Origin of the sequence: Janthinobacterium rivuli, assembly GCF_029690045.1 — a bacterium.
Classification (GTDB): domain Bacteria; phylum Pseudomonadota; class Gammaproteobacteria; order Burkholderiales; family Burkholderiaceae_D; genus Janthinobacterium; species Janthinobacterium rivuli.
The window spans coordinates 4,915,523-4,937,913 of sequence record NZ_CP121464.1; the positions used below are offsets into that span (position 1 = coordinate 4,915,523).

A 22,391-nucleotide genomic window follows, 5' to 3' on the forward strand; every position below is an offset into this window, starting at 1 on the left:
CTCGGAGGCAGTCAGGTCACGGCCTGCCGGCGAGTTGCGTCGTCCGCGGAAGCGACCCGGCGCCATCACAGTCGTAGCTTGCCTGCGCGCAGATCTCCCAGCCGCCGCCCAGCGCCTTATAGATGCTGACAACGGCAAGGCGCTGGTTGGTGCGCGCGACGGCCAGCGCGCGCCGGCTGGCAAAGTCGGCCCGCTCCGCTTCGAGCACCTCCAGGTAGAGGCCTGCGCCTGCGGAAAACTGTAGCCTGGCAAGATGCGCAGCCTCGCGGTTTGCCGCCGCCTCCATCAGCCGCAGCCCAAGCGTGCTGCCTGCCGTGCCATGGGCTTTGAAGGCATCATCCGTTTCCTGCAGTGCGCGCAGAACGGTCTGGTCATAGACAAGCAGGGCCTCCCGGGTGCGCGCCTCGCTCGCGGCGATGCGGGCGCGCACGCGCCCCGTATCGAGCAGATTCCAGCGGATGACGGGGCCAAGCAAGCTCGACTGCATGCCAGCGTCGCCCATGGCATCGAGGCTGCCCGCGACGAGTCCGATGGAACCCGTTACCTGGACGTCGGGATACAGGCCCGCCGTCTCCACCCCGATGCGGGCCGTCGCGGCAGCCAGGTTGCGCTCGGCCGCCGCAATATCGGCGCGCCGCGCGAGCAGCCCGGCAGGGTCGCCCACGGCGATCGCCCGCACCGTCAGCGCGTCACTTGCAGGCGGGGCGGCGGCAAGGCTGAACGTCTGCGGCACTTCACCAAGCAGGACCGCCAGCGCGTTGACGGAGGCCGCGCGGCGGCGCTCCAGTTCGGGCGCGGCCACCTCCACCGAGCGCAGCAAGGCCTCGGCGCGAAGGCGGTCGAACTCGCTGGCAGAGCCTGCGCTCAGCATGCGCTCGACCAGCGCCAGGCTGTCGCGCTGGCTTTGAACGATGCTGGCAACGACAGCGAGTTCAGCCTCGATGCCGCCCAGCTCGAACCAGGTGGCCGCCACCGTGGCGGCCACGCCCGCCTGCACGCCGCGCAGCAAGGCTTCGCGCGAGCCCGCCTGCGCCTGGCCCGCCTCCACGGACCGCCGCACGCGGCCGAACAGGTCGATCTCCCAGGAAGCGTCGACGGCGCCGCGATAGCTTTCGCTGTGGCGCGGCTGGCCGGGCAGCGTCTCGGCCTTGCTCAAGCGGCGCTTCTCATACCCGAGCGCGGCGCCGCCTTGCGGCAGGAAGCCTTGCCGGTCTTCGCGCAGCAGGGCTTTTGCCTGCGCGAGCCGGGCGGCAGCGATGCCGACGTCATGGTTGGCCGCCAGCGCCCGCTGGATCAGGGTGACCAGCACCGGGTCGTCGAAGCTGCGCCACCACTCCACCTCGACCGCTCCCGGCGCGACACCGGCGTGAACCTGGCCCAAGCTGCCGGAAAACTGCGATGCGGACAGCGGCGGCGGCAACGGCGGCGCATAATCGGGGCCGACCGCGCAGCCGGCCAGCAAGGTGAGCCCACTCAATGAAACTACAATTGTTTGATACGGGCTATTCATGTCGTGCTCCTGTTCATGCTGGTCTTGGGAGTTGGCATGTGGCGCTCGAAGCGGGCCGCCAGGGCGCGCATCACCACATAAAACACGGGTGTGAGGAACAAGCCGAACAGCGTCACACCCAGCATGCCGGCGAACACCGCGATGCCCATGGCCTGGCGCATCTCGGAGCCGGCGCCACTGGCAAACACCAGCGGCACGACGCCGGCGATGAAGGCAAGCGAGGTCATCAGGATGGGCCGCAGCCGCAGCCGGCAAGCCTCGATGACGGCGTCGAGCGCGCTCGATCCTTCCATTTCCAGGCTACGTGCGAACTCGACAATGAGGATGGCGTTCTTGGCCGCCAATCCGACCAGCACGATGAGTCCGATCTGCACAAAGATGTTGTTGTCGCCGCCCGCCAGCCACACGCCGATGATCGCACTCAGCAAACACATCGGCACGATCAGCAGGACGGCCAGCGGCAGCAGCCAGCTGTTGTACTGCGCGGCAAGAATGAGATAGGCGAGCAGCACGCACAGCGGGAAGATGAACAGCGCCGAATCGCCGGCCAGCTTTTGCTGGTAGGTAAGATCCGTCCACTCAAAGCTCATGCCTTCAGGCAGCACCTCTTTGGCAATGCGTTCCATGACCGCCACGGCCTGCCCCGAACTGACGCCTGGCATCGCGCCGCCCGAGATGTCGGCCGAGGGATAGCCATTGTAGTGAACCACGCGGTCCGGACCGGAACTTGGCGTGACGGTGACAAACGACGACAAGGGCAGCATGTCGCCGGCCGCGTTACGCACCTGCAAGCGGCCGATGGCCTCGGCCTGCATGCGATGCTCGGCATCGGCCTGGGCCGTCACCTTGTAGGTCCGGCCAAAGCGGTTGAAGTCGTTGACGTAGAGGGAACCGAGATAGATCTGCAGCGACTCGAACACGTCGGCCAGGCGCACGCCCTGGCTCTTGACCTGGGTACGGTCGATGGCGACCTCGAGCTGCGGGGCATTGACGTCCAGGCTGGTCATGAGTCCGGCCACCTGTCCCGATTCAATCGCTTTGGTCATCAGGATATGCGTCTGCTGCACCAGGGCATCGAGCCCGGCGCTGCCGCGGTCCTCGACCAGCATCTTGAAGCCGCCCGTCGCGCCAAGGCCGGGCACTGGCGGCGGCGGGAACACGCCCAGGAAACCGTCGGGAATACCGGCAAATTTCGCCTGCAGGCGCGCGGCGATCGCGCTCGCCGTGAGATCGGGCGTCGTGCGAGCCTTGAACGGGTCGAGCATGACGAACATGACGGCCGCGTTCGGCACGTTGACGAAGCCGTTGATCGACAAGCCGGGGAAGGCAACGACGCTTTCAACGCCAGGTTCGGCCAGCGCAATCTTCGACATCTGCTTGGCGACCGCGTCGGTACGATCCAGCGATGACGAGTTGGGCAGCTGAGCGATCGCGACCAGATAGTATTTGTCCTGCATCGGCACAAAGCCAGGCGGCACGGCCTTGAAGCCGAAGAAGGTGAGCGCGAGCAGGCCGCCGTACACGAGCAAGGCGACGCCACTGACCCTGACGACTTTGCGCACCGTGTTGCCATACGCATCCGGCGCGCGCTGGAACGGCCGGCCCAGCATCTGCAACAGGTGCGCAGCGCGCCCACGCAGGCTGCGCGGATCATGCACTGCCCCGGCCCCGGCCTTGGCCTTGCCTGGCTTGAGCAGCAGGCCGGCAAGCGCCGGGCTGAGCGTGAGCGAATTGACGGCCGACAATATGGTCGAGATGGCGATCGTCAGCGCGAACTGGCGGTAGAACTCGCCCTGCAAGCCGCTCAGGAAGGCGGTCGGAATGAACACGGCGGCGAGTACCGAGGTGATCGCGATGATGGGACCAGTGACCTCGTCCATGGCACGCCTTGCCGCTTGCCTGGGCTCTTCACCATTTTCGATGTGGCGCTCGACGTTCTCGACCACCACGATGGCGTCATCGACGACGATGCCGATCGACAGCACCAGGCCAAACAGGGACAAGGTATTGAGCGAAAAACCCATCAGGTGCATGACGGCGAAGGTGCCGATCAGCGACACCGGCACCGCCATCAGGGGAATCAGCGAGGCGCGCCAGTTGCGCAGGAACAGCACCACCACGATGACGACGAGAATGATCGCCTCCAGCAAGGTCGTTGCCACCGATTCCAGCGAGGCACGCACAAAGACCGTCGGGTCATAGGCGATGCGCGAACTCAGTCCGGCCGGGAAATTTTCCTCCAGCCGCTGCATGGTGTCGCGTACCGCCTGCGCTACGTCGAGCGCGTTGGCGCCTGGGCTTTGAATGATCTGCAGAGCGACGGCGGGCTCGCCGTCGAGCAGGCTGCGCAGCGCATAGGCGTCGGCGCCCATTTCGATGCGGGCCACGTCGCGCAAACGCGTCACCTGGCCTTCGGCGCCCGTGCGGATGATGATGTCGCCGAACTGTTCCTCGTCGGTCAAGCGTCCGAGCGTGTTGACCGTGACCTGGAAGGCGGCGCTGGAATCGGGCGACTGGCCGACGGAACCGGCGGCCACCTGCACGTTCTGTTCGCGCACGGCGGCAATCACCTCGCCGGCCGTCAGGCCGCGTGCGGCGATCAGGTTCGGATCGAGCCACAGCCGCATGCTGTATTCGCCCGCCCCCCAGACGAGGACGTCGCTGATGCCGGGGATGCGCGACAGCTCGTCGCGCACCTGCAGGTAGGCGTAATTCGAGATGTACAGGGGATCGTAGCGCTTGTCGGGCGACAGCAGGTGCACCACCATCAGGATGTCCGGCGAGGTTTTCTGCGTGACGACACCTTGGCGCTGGACTTCTTCAGGTAAACGCGGCAGCGCGCGCGAGACCCGGTTCTGCACCTGGATCTGCGCCATGTCGGCATTCGTTCCCTGCGCGAAAGTGACGGTCAAGGTCATGCGGCCGTCGGTTGCCGATTGCGACGACATGTACTGCATGCCCTCGACCCCGGTGATGGCCTGCTCAAGCGGCGCCGCCACCGTTTCGGCGATCACCTTGGGATTGGCGCCAGGATAGGCGGCGCTGACCTGCACGGTCGGCGGCGTCACCGCAGGATATTCGCTGAGCGGCATCTGGAAGAAGGCGACGATGCCGGCGAGCACCATCAGGACCGAGAGGACGATGGCAAAGATCGGGCGGTCGATGAAGAAACGTGGGAAGGACATTACGCGGCTCCCGAGGTTTTCGGCACGGCGATGGGCGTGCCGTCGATGCCGGCCGGCTGCGGCGTCACCTGCATGCCCGGGCGCACGAGGCCCTTGACGACGATGCGCTCGCCGGGCTGCAGCCCCTGTTCGATCACGCGCAAACCGTCGACCATCGGGCCAAGCTCGACCGGCCGGAACTCCGTCTTGTCGCCTTTGCCGACCACCAGCACATAGCGGCGCCCCTGGTCCGTGCCTATCGATTGATCGGAAACGAGCACCCTGGCTTGCTGCGCCCCCGTCTCCAGCCTGACCTTGGCAAACAGGCCGGGCGTCAGTTTGCCATCGGGGTTGTCGACCACGGCGCGGACGCGCACCGTTCCCGTCCCGCGATCAGCGGCGTTGGCCAGGAAATCGACACGGCCGGGACGCACATATGTCTTGTCCGTGGCCAGTGCCACCATGACCTTGGCCGCCTGCGCCCCACGCGCAGTGGCGCTGACGCGGCCGGCGGCGAGCGAGCGCAAATAGGTGCGCTCATCGACATCGAAATACACATGCAGGGGATCGACGGAAACGATCGTCGTCAGGGGCGTCACGCCGCTGGCGACGTAGTTGCCCTCGGTGACGAGGACTTGGCCGACTCGTCCGCTGATCGGCGCCGTGACGCGCGTGAAACCGAGCTCCAGTTGCGCGGCGTCGAGCGCGGCCCTGGCGGCGTCGACCTGTGCCTTGCCCGCATGCAGCGCTGCCGTCGCCACGTCGAGACGGTCGCGCGCGACGATCTTCGTGGCGAACAGCTGTTCGGCGCGTGCATGCTCGGTCTGCGCCAGCATCGATGCCGCCTCAGCCTCGCGCAGGCGCGCCGTGGCGGCATGCACCGCCGCCTGGAACACGCGTGGATCGATCACAAAGAGCTTGCTGCCCTTCTCGACAAAGCGGCCTTCCGGAACGCTCACGTCCTGCAGGTAGCCAGCCACCTGCGGGCGCAGTTCAACCCGCTTGACGGCGGTCAGCGAGCCGTTGAACTCGATGTAGGGTGTTGCCTGGCGAACGATCACTTCGGCAACGGGAACGCCGGGCGGCTTGGCCGCAGCGGCAGGCGATGCCGTCTGCTTGCATCCGCTGACGGCAAGCGCGGTGACCAGCACTGCGGGGATCAGGATTATTGGTGTGACTTTCATCATTGTGCCTTTCGCGACTGGAGTCGACATGGTTTTGTTGAGCTGAAACAACTCCCATGACCTTTATCCGACCTGACACACTTGGAAGGTCAAGCTTTTTTAAGTTCGAAAGCTGCGCCAAAAGGAGTTCGCACAACCGCAGTCCCGATATGTCTTGGGCGCGTCGGGTTTGGGAACCCCCTGCCGGCTGAGCGCGATGTGGGATCGGGCCAAGCAGCACATTAGTACGAAGGATGATGTGGTATTGCGTGATATCCAGGCATTGGCGGCCAGGAATGCGGTACGACGCGGCGAGAACCGCAGCGGCATTCAAAAACGCATGGCGCCCATGTCAGGCTGAATCGCCACCAGTTCGCTGATATGTCGACGCGACAACACAAGACGAATTCTGCAAATTACTAACTGGCACGCCAAATGCGAAAGTTGATGCCATTTTAATTTTCACTGTAACTGAAGTGCATTGTAAATTTCTTTGCAACTTACATGCGTGCAACAATGATACATTACTTATAAATTGCCTGGAGCAAGCGGGTAAAGATTCTACAGCTCTGATATCTTCGATACACAGGACGTGTTCGCCAAGACCGCACTCATCCGGAATCAGAGACTCGTCGTGCTTTATCTTACGTTTATTATCGTTTTCGGGATGCCGATGGTAGTCATCCTTTCTTTTTTCTACACGAAGGATGGTATGAAGATCAGCAAGAAATTCAAGTTACGGAAGTCTCAAGCAGAGTTGGACTTTGTCGATATAGATCCCGACCGCGATGTTCCGCTCTACATTGACTCGCAGTTGATCGGTGCTTCCAATCATGCGTTCGCGGACCGCTGCCACAACACTATTTCCAACTTTTTCTCACTCTTTTTAGAGCTGATTCAAGAAGGCGAGCAGGACCGAGCTCGTGAACTTTTTTCATATCTTGCGGAACCCAACGAAACGTGTTTGGGTTCATCCAAGGGGAAGCCAGCAGGACGTGGAGTTGGGGGCAAACAAGCAAGCGACATTTTCGAGAGCATAATGGCGAGTAAGGCTATTGAGACAGGCATCTTGGACCATCTAGAAGATTTTCGGATTTTCGTACACGGCGTTGGACCTGATAAAGCGTCAGACATGACGACGAACATCATCCGCAAGAACCTCATCGAATACACGCAAAACCAGTGTGAATTGCATGACATTCCAATGAACAAAGCCGTGGCTACGAATCCTTGGTGGAATGCTGAGTCTCGTCGTTGGGTGCGCTCTCATGAGACGATGCTGGTCATCAATCAGCAGCCAATTCTCCTTGTGCCGAAAAGTCTCGTCTCCCGAGGTATTGCTTACACACTCGACAGGTATCACCGGCAATTTGTTCTCAATTTTGTCAAAAAGGAGCACCTTGCCTCTAACGGTCCGCACGTGCGTTATCGCGAACCGAAGAAGGGGCAAGAAGTCGGTGACGCGTATGTGACCAAAGGAGACATGGCTAAGTTCGTAGCTCCACCTGAAAAAGACTATGTTGCTGATTTCACTGCAAAGCATCCGGCTCTGTTCAAGGAATTTAAGGACTTCACGGTAAAAAATGCACGGCCATTGACCACGTCCGAAATCAGTTCTACAGCAAACATTGGCGATTTGTGCGCTTTCCTTACTAAGACCCTAGCCGCTACGCCGACTGGCCGAGACGACGCCACGAACTATCATCGTTTGATCATCGGAATCTTGGAGTTGATCTTCCATCCGAGTTTGACTTGCCCAAAGAAAGAAGTGCCAATAAATGATGCGCGAAAGCGTATCGACCTGACCTTTGATAATTCAGCAAAGAGTGGGCCATTTTACGAACTTCATCAGATTAGAAAAGTGTTCTGTCCGTACATCATGATCGAATGTAAGAACTATGGACATGATGTTGCTAACCCGGAACTGGATCAACTATCTGGTCGCTTGACACTAAATCGAGGGAAGTTTGGGATGTTGCTGTGCCGAGACGTGGAGAACTATGGGCGCCTAATTCAACGCTGTCGTGACTACTGGAAGGACAAAGGAGAGGTCATCATTCCAATTTTGGACATAGATCTTGTCGAAATTTTAAAGGTGAAAGCTGGTGCACCTGACAGTCGCCCGGAAGAAATACTTTTGGCTGACAAAATCCGTAGCGTCATGCTGGCATAGACTCCCACGTTCAAGAAAGTAGGGAATCTCTAAATTTATCACCGGCGGGCTGTTGTCGCTTTTCGCGTGATTCGAGCCGTCGAGACATTCCGAAAAGTGACTGGGGCATTCCCTGGACTTGGACAGCATCACCGCTTCAGACGAGCACGCTCCCACGAATTGTTGAAACCCTGATCAATAAGAACCCACAAATTCAGAATAGCCCAAAGGGCGCCTCGCGAACAAGCACGGCATATTTGTATAGCCGCCCTCAACCAGTTACACTTTTTTGGACTAGTCGTGACTTTTGGTGATTTTCCAGAGAGAAAAATTTTGATATAACGTTTTAATGTTGGAGTTCATATCGGAAGTTCTGCACAGACTAGGAGATTCAATGGCGGTAGCTGGCCCAAAGCCTTCCATGAAGGTTTCTCTGTACTTTGGCCTAGGATATGACCAGACTACACTCGATTTCGTCGATGTCCCCATTGGAAATGACCTTGCAGTTTTTGCCGACCCGAGCCGTCTTCGGTCATTGACTTCACCTTGGGCGAGCGAGTGCAATTCACTTCTTCAGCACTTCTTCGAAGTTCTCCTGGAGCACGTTGTCAAAGGAGACGAGTACAATGCAAAAATCTTACTTTCGTATTTGGCAGAGCGGAATGAGTTCCATTTTGGCCTCTCGAAGTCGCTGTCCAACGGCAAGGCATTCGGCAAGAAATATGCAGACCGCATGTGGACAGCACTAACGAAGAGTGCTGCGGCGAAATCTGGTCTACTCACTGACATTGAAGATACGTGCCTGTTCATCGAAGGAGTTGGTCCTGACAGGATTTCTGATGCAGTATGCAATATCTTACGCGGACCGCTAGTTCGCTACACGCAAGATGCGTGCGAGTTCTACGGTATTCCGTTAGTTCCCAACATGAACTCAGGGCCGATTTGGAATCCCGATACCGGTCATTGGGATAACTCCCTAATCTCCCTTCCAGCCACTCCTTTTGGACCGCTTATTCTGGTTCCCAAGCTCATTGTTCGACATAAGCTAATTTACGATTATTCAACCTACTTCACTCATCATCTCCTTCCTGCAATGCAGGAGCACGAAAAAGCTATGAACACCGGACTAGTGCACACGCTTCGCGACGGGCGCAAGCGGGTCACAAAGAAAAGCCTAAAGGAAAAATACGGTGCGGACAAGTTAGTTATCGTCGAGCAGACGCTGAGGCATCCCAATGCGCTAGAAGAATATAGAGAATCTGCTGTTAGGAACTCCAGGCCAATATCGCACGAACGACTTGCCGACATTGAGAATATTGCTCCGCCGAACCTACGTGGATTACTAAATGATGTAACGATCATTGCGCCAGGCAAGGCCAGCGCAACCGCGTACGAAAAAGCCGTCGAAAAATTACTGACCGCCCTTTTCTACCCGTCGCTTTCGCATCCTACCCGTCAGTTTCGGATGCATGAGGGACGGAAGATAGTTGATATCAAGTTTGTGAACGACCCGCAAGGCGGTTTTTTCCACTGGCTCGGTATGCACTATCCTGCCTCCCACATATGGGTCGAATGCAAGAACTACTCGGACGACCTTTCAAACCCAGAATTTGATCAACTAGCCGGGCGTTTCTCGCCGTCAAAAGGACAGTTTGGACTACTCGTGTGTCGATCACTCGAGAACCCGCTCGCAGCATTAAAACGATCGCAAGATACTGCACGTGATCGACGTGGCTATATCTTGGTCCTGACCGATTCCGAATTATCTGAACTCGTTAGTGACTACATTGAGAATCAGGGCGGGAGCCAGTATCCGCTGCTGCGCACGAAATTCAATGAGCTGATCATGTGAGCGGTGCTGCAGATTTGCTAGGAAAAAAATCCAGATTTTCGCTCGACAACCTAAGCGAGCAATCGCTGCCAATGCCGCTAAACGCTGGATGAAATCCAGGATTTTTCAGCCCGCTGGTTATGAACTTATAATCACGACCGACCCCATATGGTATTTGGCGGCATAATCCAAAAATAGACACACGCCCTGGCCGTTGAACCTCTACTTGTAGATTGCTCTAAAAATGGGGGATTAGCACGCAATCTACGAAGAAATCGTCAGCAGGGATAACCTGTTTAACCAATACCAAATGATTGCAAACAAGCCCATGTTTTCGTAGGGATAAATGCAGGGGTAAAACCTCACACCCAAGAAAAAGGCCACTCCGAAGAGTGGCCTAGTCCTTGAATCTAATGGTCGGGGCGAGAAGATTCGAACTTCCGACCCCATGCACCCCATGCATGTACGCTACCAGGCTGCGCTACGCCCCGACGAGGTGGGAATTATAGCAGAGGCTTTTAGGTTTTTGCCATGCTTTGCGCATGATTCATATCGAACTGCGCAAACTTTTTTGCATGGCACGTCCAGGCGCCCTATTCGTTCAGCAGCAGCGCCGTCAGGACGATGCGGAAACCGGCGATCAGGGGTTCGACCTTCATGTCGGGATTGTGCACCGCCCGCACGGGCAAGCCCTGGTACATGGCGATCATGGTGTTGAGCCGCCCTTCCAGCATCTCTTCGTCCGCCGGCAAGCCGCGCTTGATGCGCGCATCCCGTATGATGGAGAGAAACAGCTTGCGCGAGCGCACGTCCGCGCAATGCAGCATTTCAGCAATCACGGGATTGCGCGATGCTTCGGCAAAAATCTCCAGCGGCATCACCCACGTTTTCGGGTCCAGGCTTTCCAGCACATGCTCGCCAGCATTGTCGATCACGGCCTGCAGCGGATCTTCGCGCTGCGCCAGATCCTGCATCAGGTTGGTAACACGCTCCATATTCTTCAGGACGAAGGCGGCGATGATCGCATCCTTGCTGTCAAAATAATTATAGATGTGGCCCGCGCTCATGCCGGCCGCCTTCGAGATCTCGGCCATGCTGGCGCCGTGGAAGCCGCGGCGGCTGAAACAGCTTTCGGCCGCATCGAGCACCTGCTTGCGCCGCGTGTTGGCGCGCTCGGGATCCGGATGCTTCTTTTCAACTTGGTTCATGATTTTCCAGTAGCGCGCCGGCCCTGCCCCTGCGGACAAGGGCAAGGCCGGCGTCGGCGTCCCCGTGATTATTGGGCGCCGCCAGCCGCCGCGACGGCTGTCTGCTCAGGCTGCCAACCGCCGCCCAGTACCTTGTACAAGGTCACCAGGTTGGTCGATTTGGCCAGGCGCGCCGTGATCAGGCTTTGCTGCGCCGTGTACAGCGCGCGCTGGGCCACCAGGGCGTTCAGGTAGGACTCGGCGCCCTGCTTGTAACGCGCGTCGTGGATGGTGTAGCTCTTCGTCGACGCCTCGACCAGCGAAACCTGCGACTGCAGGCGCTCGTCGATGGTGCCGCGCTGGGCCAGCGCATCGGACACTTCACGGAAGGCGATCTGGATCGCCTTTTCGTATTGCGCCACGGAGATTTCACGCTGCACCTTGGCGATATCGAGGTTGGCGCGGTTCACGCCGCCATCGAAGATCGGCAAGCTGATCTGTGGCAAGAAACTCCACGTGCCGCTGCCCGCCTTGAACAGGCCGGACAGATTGTCGCTGACCGAACCCGCCGTCGCCGTCAGCGAAATGCGCGGGAAGAAGGCCGCGCGCGCCGCGCCGATGTTGGCATTGGCCGCGCGCAAGGTGCGCTCGGCCGCCAGCACGTCGGGACGGCGTTGCAGCACGTCCGACGGTACGCCGGACGGAATGTCCGCCAGCGCCGTCACGGCGCCGAACTCGGCTGGCGGCAGCAGGTCGGCCGGCACAGGGCCGCCCACCAGCAGGACCAGCGCGTTCTGGTCGAGCGCAACCTGGCTCGTGTAGACGGCCACGTCGGAACGGGCCGACTCGACGCTGGTCTGGGCATCGTACTTATCCAGGCCGGAAGTCGCACCGGCACTGAAGCGGCGCACGGCCAGGTCATACGACGACTGCTGGCTCTTCAAGGTATCTTGCGCCACGCGCAGGCGCTGCTGGTCAGCCACCAGGTTCAGATAGGTGCTGGCCACTTCGGCCACCAGGCTGATCTGCTGTGCACGGCGCGCTTCTTCCGTGCCCAGGTATTGCTCCAGCGCGCTGTCGGACAGGCTGCGCACGCGGCCGAAGAAGTCCAGCTCGTAGGCCGACACGCCCAGGTTCGCCGTGTACTGGCGATTGATGGACGCTTCGCCCGTGGCGCTCTGGTTTTTCGAGATGCGCGTGGCCGACTGGCCACCGGACGCCGACAGGGTCGGGATCAGCGCGGCGCGTTCGATGCCGTAGGTGGCGCGCGCCTTCTCGATGTTCAGGATCGAGACGCGCAGGTCGCGGTTGTTGGCCAGCGCCAGTTCCAGTACCTGGCGCAAACGCGCATCGGCAAAGAACTCGCGCCAGGCGATGTCCGCCACCGGCTTGGCGTCGGCGGCGGCCGTGTCGGCCTTGTAGGAAGGACCGGTCGGCCACGCCGTGGGCGCCGGCGCAGCCGGACGCTCGTACGTGGGAGCCAGGCTGCAACCGGCCAGCAAGGCCAGTGCCGCCATGGAGAGTAGCGTTTTTTTCATATTAATGCGCATCCTTAGAAAGCGTGACGGCTGGCGAACCAGGCGTCGCCGGCGTGGCGGGCGCGTCCGGCTTCGAGAAGAAGCCGCGCACCAGCACGAAGAACACCGGCACGAAGAAGATACCGAGGAACGTGGCCGTCAACATGCCGCCCAGCACGCCGATACCGATGGCGTTCTGGCTGCCGGAACCGGCGCCGCTGGAAATGGCCAGTGGCAACACGCCCAGACCGAAGGCAATCGAGGTCATCAGAATCGGACGCAGACGCAGACGCACCGCATGCAAGGTCGCGTCCAGCAGCGACATGCCCGATTCCTGCATTTCCTTGGCAAACTCAACGATCAGAATCGCATTCTTCGCCGACAGGCCCACCACCGTGAGCAAGCCCACCTGGAAGTACACGTCGTTCGACAGGCCGAAGAACCAGGTGCCCAGCACGGCGCCGATCACGCCCAGCGGTACCACCAGCAGCACGGAGAACGGAATCGACCAGCTTTCATACAGCGCGGCCAGGCACAGGAACACGATCAGCAGCGACAGCGCATACAGCTGCGGCGTCTGCGAACCGGATTCGCGCTCTTCCAGCGACACGCCGGTCCAGCTGAAGCCGATGCCAGGCGGCAGCTTGGCGACCATTTCTTCCATCGCATTCATGGCGGCGCCCGTGCTCTGGCCCGGCGCCGGCGTACCCAGGATCTCTACCGACGGCAAGCCGTTGTAGCGTTCCAGGCGTGGCGAGGCGTAAATCCACTTGCCGGTGGCGAAGGCCGAGAACGGCACCATCTGGCCAGCGGTATTGCGCACGAACCACTTGTTCAAATCTTCCGGCAGCATGCGCGAACTGGCGTCGCCCTGGATGAACACTTTCTTCACGCGGCCACGGTCGAGGAAGTCGTTCACATACGAACTACCCCAGCCGACGCTCAGCACGCGGTTGATTTCCGAGATCTGCAAGCCCAGCGCGGTAGCTTTTTGCTGGTCGATGTCGATCTTGTACTGCGGCGTATCTTCCTGGCCGTTCGGGCGTACGCCGACCATGGCCGGATTCTGCGACGCCATGCCCAGCAACTGGTTACGCGCCGCCATCAGGGCGTCATGGCCGACACCGCCGATATCCTGCAGCTGCATGTCGAAACCGGTGGCGTTACCCAGTTCCAGCACGGCAGGCGGTGCAAACGTAAACACCATCGCATCCTTGATCTGCAACAACTTGCCCATGGCGCGACCGGCCACGGCCGGCGCTTTTTGCGCCACATCCTTGCGCAGCGACCAGTCTTTCAGGCGCACGAAGGCGATACCCGTATTCTGGCCGTTACCGCCGAAGCTGAAACCTGCCACGGCAAACACGGAAGCGACGTTGTCTTTCTCGCTGTTCATGAAGTGGTCTTCGACCTGTTCGATCACTTTCAGGGTGCGCTCTTGCGTGGCGCCCGTCGGCAATTGAATCTGCGTAAACAGGATGCCCTGGTCTTCTTCCGGCAGGAAGGAGGTCGGCAGGCGCATGAAGACGAACACCAGGCCGGCCAGCAACAGCACGTACAACAGCATCGAACGGGCGCGGTGGCGGATCATGCTGCCGACCAGGCCCTGGTATTTGTTGCTGCTGCTGTCGAAGCTGCGGTTGAACCAGCCGAAGAAACCCTTATTGGTCGCGTGATGGCCTTTTTCGACCGGTTTGAGCAAGGTGGCGCACAGGGCTGGCGTAAACACCAGCGCGACGATGACGGACAACACCATTGACGAGACAATCGTGATCGAGAACTGGCGGTAAATCACGCCCGTCGAACCGCCGAAGAAGGCCATCGGCACGAACACGGCCGACAGCACCATGGCGATACCGACCAGCGCGCCCGTGATCTGCGTCATGGACTTGCGCGTCGCTTCCAGCGGCGACAAGCCCTCTTCGCTCATCACGCGCTCGACGTTTTCCACCACCACGATCGCATCATCGACCAGCAAGCCGATGGCCAGCACCATGGCGAACATGGTGAGCGTATTGATCGAATAGCCGAACGCGTTCAGGATGCCGAAGGTACCGAGCAGCACGACCGGCACGGCCATGGTCGGGATCAGGGTGGCGCGGAAGTTCTGCAGGAACAGATACATCACCAGGAACACCAGGATGACGGCTTCGACCAGGGTCTTGACCACTTCTTCGATGGACAGTTTCACGAACGGGGTCGTGTCGAACGCCACCTGGTAGCTCATGCCTTCAGGGAATTGCTTGCTCAGGTTGCCCAGCATGGCTTTCGCCGCGTTGGCCGTATCGAGCGCGTTGGCGCCCGTCGCCAGCTTGATCGCCACGCCGGTTGCCGCATGGCCGTTGTAGCGGGCCACGGTGTTGTAGTTCTCGCGGCCCAGTTCCATGCTGGCCACATCCTTCAGGTGCACCATGGCGCCGTCGGTCGTGGTTTTCAGCAAGATGGCGCCGAACTGTTCTACCGTTTGCAAGCGGCTTTGCGCCGACACGGTGGCGTTCAGCTGCTGGCCCTTGATGGACGGCGTGCCGCCCAGTTCACCGGCCGACACTTCCGCATTCTGCGCCTGCACGGCCGTGATCACGTCCGCCGGGGTCAGGTTGAAACTTTGCAGCTTGGCCGGATTGAGCCAGATGCGCATGGCGTACTGCGAACCGAACAGGGTCACGTCACCCACGCCCGGCACGCGGCTGAGCGGATCGACGACGTTGGCGGCCACATAGTCGCTCAAGTCGGTCTGGTCCATCTTGCCGTTTTCGGAAATGAAGCCGAACACCATCAGGAAGTTCTTGGTCGCTTTCGACACGACGAGACCCTGTTGCGTGACAGCCGTCGGCAGCAGTGGCGTAGCCAGCTGCAGCTTGTTCTGTACCTGCACCTGGGCGATGTCGGGATTGGTGCCGCTGGTAAACGTCAGCGTGATGCTGATGCCGCCAGTCGCATCGCTCGACGAGGACATGTAACGCAAGCCGTCGATGCCCTTCATCTTTTGTTCGATAACCTGGGTGACGGCGTCTTCCACGGTCTTGGCGGAGGCGCCAGGGTAGGAGCCGCTGATCGAAATCGACGGCGGGGCAATGCTCGGGTACTGCGCGATCGGCAGGCTGAGGATCGAAATCACGCCGGCAAGCATGATGACGATCGCGACCACCCAGGCAAAAATCGGGCGGTCAATGAAAAAACGGGCCATTAATATTCTCCTGAATTAGTGGGCGCTGGCAGCCGATGCTGCGGCAGAAGCGGCAGCGGCAGGCGCAGGAGCAGCTTCAGCCTTGGCCGGCACGGCAACGGCGGGGGCGCCTGGCTTGACTTTTTGCAAGCCTTCCACGATCACGCGGTCGCCTGCGGCCAGGCCGGACGTCACCAGCCAGTTGGTGCCGACGGTGCCGCTGGTAGTCAGCACGCGTTGCTCGACCTTGTTTTCCTTGTTCAGGATCAGGGCCGTTGCCTGGCCCTTCTGGTTGCGCGTCACGCCCACTTGCGGCACGGTGATGGCTTTTTCATCGACGCCCGTTTCCAGCTGAGCACGTACGTACATGCCTGGCAGCAATTCGCCTTTCGGGTTCGGGAACAGCGCGCGCAAGACCACGTTGCCGGTGGTCGGATCGACGCTCACGCCAGAAAACTGCAGCTTGCCCGATTCGCTGTACTTGCTGCCGTCCGGCAGGAGCAAGTCAACCTTGGCCTGGCCTTCGCCGACTTTTTTCAGCGAGCCGTCGGCCATCTGGCGCTTCAGGCGCAGCAAGTCCGTGCTCGACTGCGTCACGTCGACGTAGATCGGATCGAGTTGCTGCACCGTGGTCAGGGCTTCCGCCTGGCCCGCCGTGACCAGCGCGCCGGCCGTCACGGTCGAGCGACTGGTGCGGCCGCTGATCGGCGCCGTCACGGTGCTGTAGCGCAGGTTGATGTTCGCCGATTCCAGCGCCGCAGTGGCGGACTCGACGTCTGCCTTGGCTTGCTCGAACGCGGCGACGGCATCATCGTATTCCTGGCGGCTCACGCCTTCGATGGCAACCAGTTCCTTGTAGCGCGACGCTTTCGGGCCGGCCGTCAGCAAGTTGGCCTTGGCTTTCGACAGCGCGGCCTTGGCCGAATTGGCGGCCGCCTGGTACGTGGCGGAATCGATCTGATACAGGGCCGTGCCCGCTTTCACATCGCTGCCTTCGACGAACAGGCGCTTCTGGATCAAGCCACCGACTTGCGGGCGCACATCGGCGACCTGGTAGGCATTCGTACGGCCGGGCAATTCGGCGCTCATCGGCAACGCGGCCGGATTAACAGTAAACACGACCACCTGTGGCGCTTGCTGCGCGTGAGGTGCTTCCTGTTTTTTACTGCAGCCGGCCATGATTACAGTGGCGCACAGAACGGCAATAGCGCCGCTCGTACGCGGCGACGTCAGGGAAAAGGTTGGTTGCATCTTGGACTTTCTGAAAAAGAAGCTGGCTAGTGTCGTTAGAAATGACTAAATTTATTAACGCAGATCAAAGAATGAACGATCATTCTAAAATCGTCAAGCATCGTTACAATTGAAACATAGTAACTATCAAGCGAATTAAATTATCAATGAAGCAATAAAATGAAGACAGCGACAGCGTCTGCACGTCAGCCAGTTCGGACAGGGAGCTGGCGGGCGGCGGCAAAACGGCAATGCGGAAAGTTGGATTGAATGAATACTGTAGCAGGGTAATGCGTTTTTTGCTGAAGCCCTGATCGCGCGCGCAACACTGCCCTGCGCCTACACGCCCGGCCACCATAAATATTTACCAATGGTATCGAAAAGACATGCCGCGGCGGACGCGCTAGTATATTGAGCAACGCGTGACCAACACGTGACCACAGCGTGGCAAGCGGGGGCGCAACGATGACAGCACAGGAGCGACATACAAGACAGCAGGATGGGGCGCGCGGCACGGAGGCGCCGCCACTGCTGTCGACCGGCGTCGCCGGCCTCGACGCCATACTCGATGGCGGCTTGCTGGCCGAACGCCTGTACCTGGTCGAAGGCGTGCCCGGCACGGGCAAGACCACCCTGGCGCTGCAATTTCTGGCCGAAGGGGCGCGCAACGGCGTGCCGGTGCTGTATATCGCCCTGGCGGAATCCGAGATCGAGCTGCGCGGCGCGGCCCTGTCGCATGGCTGGGACCTGGCCGGCATCGCCATCGAAGAGGTGGCGCCCAGTGACGACATCCTCGACCCCGAGCGCCAGTACACCATCTTCCACCCGTCTGAAATCGAACTGGCCTCGACCAACCAGCGCATCCTGGCCGCCATCGAAAAGCATCGCCCTGCCCGCCTCGTGCTCGATTCGCTGTCCGAACTGCAATTGCTGGCGGAAAACCCGCTGCGCTACCGGCGCCAGGTGGTGGCGTTGAAACAATACCTGGCCAGCCGGCACTGCACCACCCTGCTGATCGATGACCGTTCCGCGCTGGACGACGGCTTGCAAGTGCGTAGCGTGGCCCACTGCGTCATTTCGCTGGAGCTGCAAAACCAGGACTATGGCAATGACCGACGCCGCGTGCGGGTGGTGAAATACCGGGGCGTGCCATTTCGCAGCGGCACGCACGACTACAAGATCGCCCGTGACGGCCTGGTCGTCTATCCGCGCCTGGTGGCGGCCGACACGCGCCGCGATGGCGGCCATCAGCGCCTGTCGAGCGGCGTACCCGAACTCGACATCATGACAGGCGGCGGCCTGGAAGAAGGCATGAGCACGCTCATTTCCGGCCCGGCCGGCAGCGGCAAGTCCACCCTGGCGGCGCAATTCGTGCACGCGGCAACAACGCGCGGCGAACCGTGCGCCATGTTCCTGTTCGAGGAAGCGCGCAGCAAGCTCTTGAACCGCGCCGACAGCGTCGGCATGCGCCTGCAGGCGGCGCTCGACTCCGGCCTGCTGAGCGCACAGCAAATCGATCCGGCCGAGCTGGCCCCGGGAGAATTCGCCCAGGCCGTCGTCGACGCGGCAGAAAGGGGCGCGCGGGTCATCGTCATCGATAGCCTGAACGGCTACATGCATGCGGTGCCCGATGAACGCTTCCAGAGCACCTATCTGCATGAACTGCTCAATTACCTGAGCCAGCGCGGCGTGGCCACCCTGCTCGTCGGGGTGCAGCAAAACATGCTGGGCACCTCGATGACGACGGCGGCCGACGCCAGCTACCTGGCCGACAGCGTCATCATGCTGCGTTATTACGAAACGGAAGGCGAGGTGCGGCAAGCCATTTCCGTGTTCAAGAAGCGCGGCAGCGCGCACGAGCGCAGCATCCGCCGCTTCGAGATCAGCCCGCAGGGCATCCGCATCGGCCCGGCCCTGGCCGGCTTTCACGGCATCCTGTCGGGCTTGCCCACCATCGGCGGCACGCCCTTCCCCTAGGAACTGCCATGGAGCAGCGCATCCTGATTTACGCGCCTGGCGGCCAGGACGCCGCCCTGGCCGCCAGGGTACTCGCCGGCCAAGCCATCGCCAGCCACGCCTGCCGCTCCGCCGGCGAGCTGGCCGAGCAGCTGGCGCTGGGCGCCGGCGGCGTGCTGACGGTGGACGAGGCCTTGCACACAGGCGCCTACGCCGTGCTCGACGCCTACGCCCGCCAGCAGCCGGACTGGTCCGACCTGCCCATCACCCTGCTGACGCACGCGGGACTCGATTCGCTGCCCTTGCAACAAGCCGTCGCCACCCTGGGCAACCTGACCCTGCTGGAACGCCCCGTGCACATACTGACACTGATCACCTCGGCCCATGCCATGCTGCGCGCGCGCCAGCGCCAGTACCAGGTGCGCGAGACGCAGCGGCGCAAAGACGAATTTCTTGCCAGCCTAGGACATGAACTGCGCAATCCGCTGGCGCCCATCAAGACTTCGGTGGCCCTGCTCAAGCATCTGTACCCGGCATCGGAGCAGATCGGCAAAGTGAGCGGCGTGATCGAGCGCCAGGTGACACACCTGACGCGGCTGGTGGATGACTTGCTCAACGTGGCGCGCATCACCAGCGGCAAGGTACTGCTGCAGCGCGAGAATATTGAATTACAACAAGTGCTCGACCATGTGATGGAACTGTGTCAGGCCGCCGCCGACAGCCGGCACATCAGCATCACGCAGGCGTTGCCGCCGCTGCCCATCACGCTGCACGCCGACTATGCCAGGGTGGTGCAGATCTTTGCCAATCTGGTGTTGAATGCCGTGAAGTTTACGCCGGACGGCGGGCACATCCACATCACGGTGCGCCTGGCACAGGGCCTGCTGCAGGTGATGATCGAAGACAATGGCATCGGTATCGAACCGGACGCCATCGCGCGCATCTTTTCCATGTTCGAACAGGGGCGCACGGTGGAAGGCCAGATGGCCAGCGGCCTGGGTATCGGCCTGAGCCTGGCGCGTCAATTTGCCGAAATGCATGGCGGCGGCATCGACGCCTACAGCGACGGCCCCGGCCGTGGCAGCCGCTTCATCGTCACCTTGCCGGCCAGCGCCGGCGACGCCCCGGCCGTCATGCCGCCGGCTGCCGTCCAGGAGTCCCCCACCGGCGCAAGCGAGCCCGTGCAAGTACTGGTGGTGGACGACAACCTCGATGCGGCCGATTCCTTGCAAAGCCTGTTCCAGCTCGAAGGCTATGCCGCCAAGGTCGCGTATGGCGGCGTGCAGGCGCTGGCGGCCGTCGAGATGGCGTGGCCACAACTGGTGGTGATGGACCTGGGCATGCCGGACATGGACGGTTATGAAGCGGCGCGCCAGATACGCCAGCGTGCGCAAGGGCGCGACGTACTGCTGATCGCCCTGACGGGCTGGGGCCAGGTTGAAGCCCGCGCTCGGACCGAGCAAGCGGGCTTCGACCACCACCTGACGAAACCGGTGGATTTCGACGCCATTGCCGCCCTGCTCCGCGCACACCTCGCGCGGCAGGCAGGGACAGCTACGCAGACGCAATAGCGCTTATTTCCACTTGCCGCGCAATTCCTGCACCTTCTGTTGCAGCAACTCTGGCGTGGCGGCCTCGGGCGCCACGGGCATGCCGACGGCCAGCGACAAACGCGAGCGCAAGCCCGCCTTGAAGGCGCGCTCGAACAAATGGCCGTTGCGATGGCTCAACAGATGCCCCCACAAGCCGCGCAGCGCCAGCGGAATCACGGGCACCTTGCTGCGCTCGACTATCTTCGCAATGCCGCCCTTGAATTCGCTGATCTGGCCGGTGCGCGTCAGCTTGCCTTCCGGGAAGATGCAAACAAGCTCGCCCTCATGCAGCGCTTGCGCGATATCAATGAACGCTTTTTCCATCAGGAAAGGATCTTCCTTGGCCGGCGCGATGGGAATCGCCTTGGCCGTACGGAAAATCCAGCCCATCAGCGGCATTTTGAAGATGCGGTGGTCCATGACGAAACGGATGGGGCGGGGGCTGGCCGCCATGATGACGATGGCGTCCACATAGCTGACGTGGTTGCACACCAGCACGGCCGCCCCTTCCGTGGGGATACGCTCGCCATCGACCACTTTGACCCTGTGCACGGTCTGGATCAATATCCACGCCAGGAAACGCATGAGGAATTCCGGCACCAGCGAGAAGATGTAGGCGGCCACCAGCGCATTCAGGATGGCTGTGACGAGGAACAGCTGCGGAATCGTGAACCCTTGTCCCAGCAGCACGATGGCCACGCCGGCCGCCGCCACCATGAACAGCGCGTTCAGGATATTCATGCCGGCGATCGTGCGCGAAATGTGTTTCGGGTCGCAGCGCGTCTGGATCAGCGCGAACAGGGGCACGATGAAAAAGCCGCCGAAGACGCCGATCATGACGATGTCGATCAGAATGCGCGGTACGCCCGCCTGGCTGACAAACGCCAGCGCGTCGACCACTTGCGTATTCGCATACGCATTGCTGGCAAAATACAGGTCGATGCCGAACAGCGACAGGCCGATGGAGCCGAACGGCACCAGGCCGATTTCGATCTTGTGACCGGACAGGCGTTCGCACAGCAGCGAACCCGTGCCGATGCCGACGGAAAACACGGTCAGCAGCAGCACGAACACGCTATGGTCGCCATGCAGGAAATCCTTCGAATACACGGGGAACTGGGCCAGGATCAGGGCGCCGTAAAACCAGAACCAGGAGTTGCCCAGCATGGCCAGGAAGACGGGACGGTTTTTGCGTGAAAAATTCAGGTTGCGGAACGATTCGGCGACGAAATTCAAACTCACCTTCAAGTCCGGCTCGGGCGCCGGCGTGCGCGGCACGCGGTAGCTGGCGAGCAGGCCGAACACGGCCACGGCGATGGTCGCGCCGGCCACCAGTTCCACGCCCAGCGGCTTGTGCACGATCAGCACGGCGCCGAGGATTTCGCCCAACAAAATGCCGACAAACGTCCCCATCTCGATCAGGCCATTGCCACCGACCAATTCCTCGGGTTTCAGCTGCTGCGGCAGGTAGGCATACTTGACGGGGCCGAACAGGGTCGAATGCACGCCCATGCCCACCACGGCGGCCACCAGCAGCCACAGGGTATGCGTCATCCAGCCAGCGGCGGCCACGGCCATGATGGCCAGTTCCATCCATTTCACGAAGCGGGCCAGGCCCGCCTTTTCAAACTTGTCGGCCAGCTGGCCCGCCGTGGCCGAAAACACGACATACGGCAAAATGAACAGGCCGGGGATCAGGTTGGTGATGGTGGACGGGTCGAGCGTGGTCCAGCTCAGCGCATCGTAGGCGAGGATCACCATCAGGGCCGTCTTGAACAGATTGTCGTTGAAGGCGCCAAAGAACTGGGTCCAGAAGAAGGGCCCGAAACGGCGCTGCGACAATAAGGAAAACTGGCTGCTTTGACTCATGGCATGGGGAACGGGCAATTAAGGAATTGCTAAAATACAGCACTATCTTGCGCA

The 22,391-nt window shown here is 60.9% G+C and carries 12 protein-coding genes and 1 tRNA gene; 4 read left to right on the forward strand and 9 right to left on the reverse strand.

What is annotated here, in order from left to right:
* Positions 1–16: 16 nt before the first annotated feature.
* Genes P9875_RS22325 through P9875_RS22335 form a run of 3 tightly spaced genes read right to left on the reverse strand, consistent with a single transcriptional unit; the run spans position 17 to position 5,861 of the window.
* On the reverse strand, positions 17–1,510 hold the full coding sequence (locus P9875_RS22325; RefSeq protein WP_278316626.1) for an efflux transporter outer membrane subunit: 1,494 nt from the start codon (positions 1,508–1,510) through the stop codon (positions 17–19).
* On the reverse strand, positions 1,507–4,695 hold the full coding sequence (locus P9875_RS22330; protein ID WP_278316627.1) for an efflux RND transporter permease subunit: 3,189 nt from the start codon (positions 4,693–4,695) through the stop codon (positions 1,507–1,509). The genes P9875_RS22325 and P9875_RS22330 overlap by 4 nt, the downstream gene beginning before the upstream one ends.
* Entirely contained in the window at positions 4,695–5,861 is a 1,167-nt protein-coding gene (locus P9875_RS22335) for an efflux RND transporter periplasmic adaptor subunit (protein ID WP_278316628.1), read from the reverse strand. Before P9875_RS22335 ends, P9875_RS22330 begins: the two co-directional genes overlap by 1 nt.
* A 568-nt stretch (positions 5,862–6,429) precedes the next feature.
* On the opposite strand from P9875_RS22335, the gene P9875_RS22340 reads away from it, so the two are divergent.
* Entirely contained in the window at positions 6,430–8,010 is a 1,581-nt protein-coding gene (locus P9875_RS22340) for a hypothetical protein (protein WP_278316629.1), read from the forward strand.
* Between the two features lie 373 nt (positions 8,011–8,383).
* Positions 8,384–9,841 carry a hypothetical protein gene (locus P9875_RS22345; RefSeq protein WP_278316631.1) on the forward strand — a complete coding sequence of 486 codons (1,458 nt, stop codon included), beginning with the start codon at positions 8,384–8,386 and terminating at the stop codon, positions 9,839–9,841.
* A 393-nt stretch (positions 9,842–10,234) separates the two neighbouring features.
* Here P9875_RS22345 and P9875_RS22350 read toward each other — a convergent pair.
* The 5 genes from P9875_RS22350 to P9875_RS22370 form a co-directional block, all read right to left on the reverse strand.
* A tRNA-Pro gene (locus P9875_RS22350) sits at positions 10,235–10,311 on the reverse strand.
* A 102-nt stretch (positions 10,312–10,413) separates the two neighbouring features.
* A complete protein-coding gene (locus P9875_RS22355) occupies positions 10,414–11,028 on the reverse strand; it encodes a TetR/AcrR family transcriptional regulator (RefSeq protein WP_035820927.1) in 615 nt (204 codons plus the stop codon).
* Between the two features lie 68 nt (positions 11,029–11,096).
* Positions 11,097–12,545: an AdeC/AdeK/OprM family multidrug efflux complex outer membrane factor gene (gene adeC / locus P9875_RS22360; protein ID WP_219307300.1), complete on the reverse strand. Its 1,449-nt coding sequence runs from the start codon at positions 12,543–12,545 to the stop codon at positions 11,097–11,099.
* Between the two features lies 1 nt (position 12,546).
* Positions 12,547–15,711 (reverse strand): efflux RND transporter permease subunit, encoded by a 3,165-nt coding sequence (locus tag P9875_RS22365; RefSeq protein ID WP_035820931.1) that lies wholly within the window; start codon positions 15,709–15,711, stop codon positions 12,547–12,549.
* A 15-nt stretch (positions 15,712–15,726) separates the two neighbouring features.
* The gene (locus tag P9875_RS22370; RefSeq protein WP_278316634.1) at positions 15,727–16,941 is read right to left on the reverse strand and encodes an efflux RND transporter periplasmic adaptor subunit; all 1,215 of its coding nucleotides are present in this window, start codon (positions 16,939–16,941) and stop codon (positions 15,727–15,729) included.
* Positions 16,942–17,385: 444 nt separating this feature from the next.
* On the opposite strand from P9875_RS22370, the gene P9875_RS22375 reads away from it, so the two are divergent.
* Positions 17,386–18,897 carry an ATPase domain-containing protein gene (locus P9875_RS22375; RefSeq protein WP_278316635.1) on the forward strand — a complete coding sequence of 504 codons (1,512 nt, stop codon included), beginning with the start codon at positions 17,386–17,388 and terminating at the stop codon, positions 18,895–18,897.
* Between the two features lie 8 nt (positions 18,898–18,905).
* Positions 18,906–20,447, forward strand: coding sequence for a hybrid sensor histidine kinase/response regulator (locus tag P9875_RS22380; protein ID WP_278316636.1), 1,542 nt, complete (start codon positions 18,906–18,908; stop codon positions 20,445–20,447).
* Between the two features lie 3 nt (positions 20,448–20,450).
* Here P9875_RS22380 and P9875_RS22385 read toward each other — a convergent pair whose 3' ends face one another.
* The gene (locus tag P9875_RS22385; RefSeq protein WP_176389584.1) at positions 20,451–22,337 is read right to left on the reverse strand and encodes an MFS transporter; all 1,887 of its coding nucleotides are present in this window, start codon (positions 22,335–22,337) and stop codon (positions 20,451–20,453) included.
* Between the last annotated feature and the right edge of the window lie 54 nt (positions 22,338–22,391).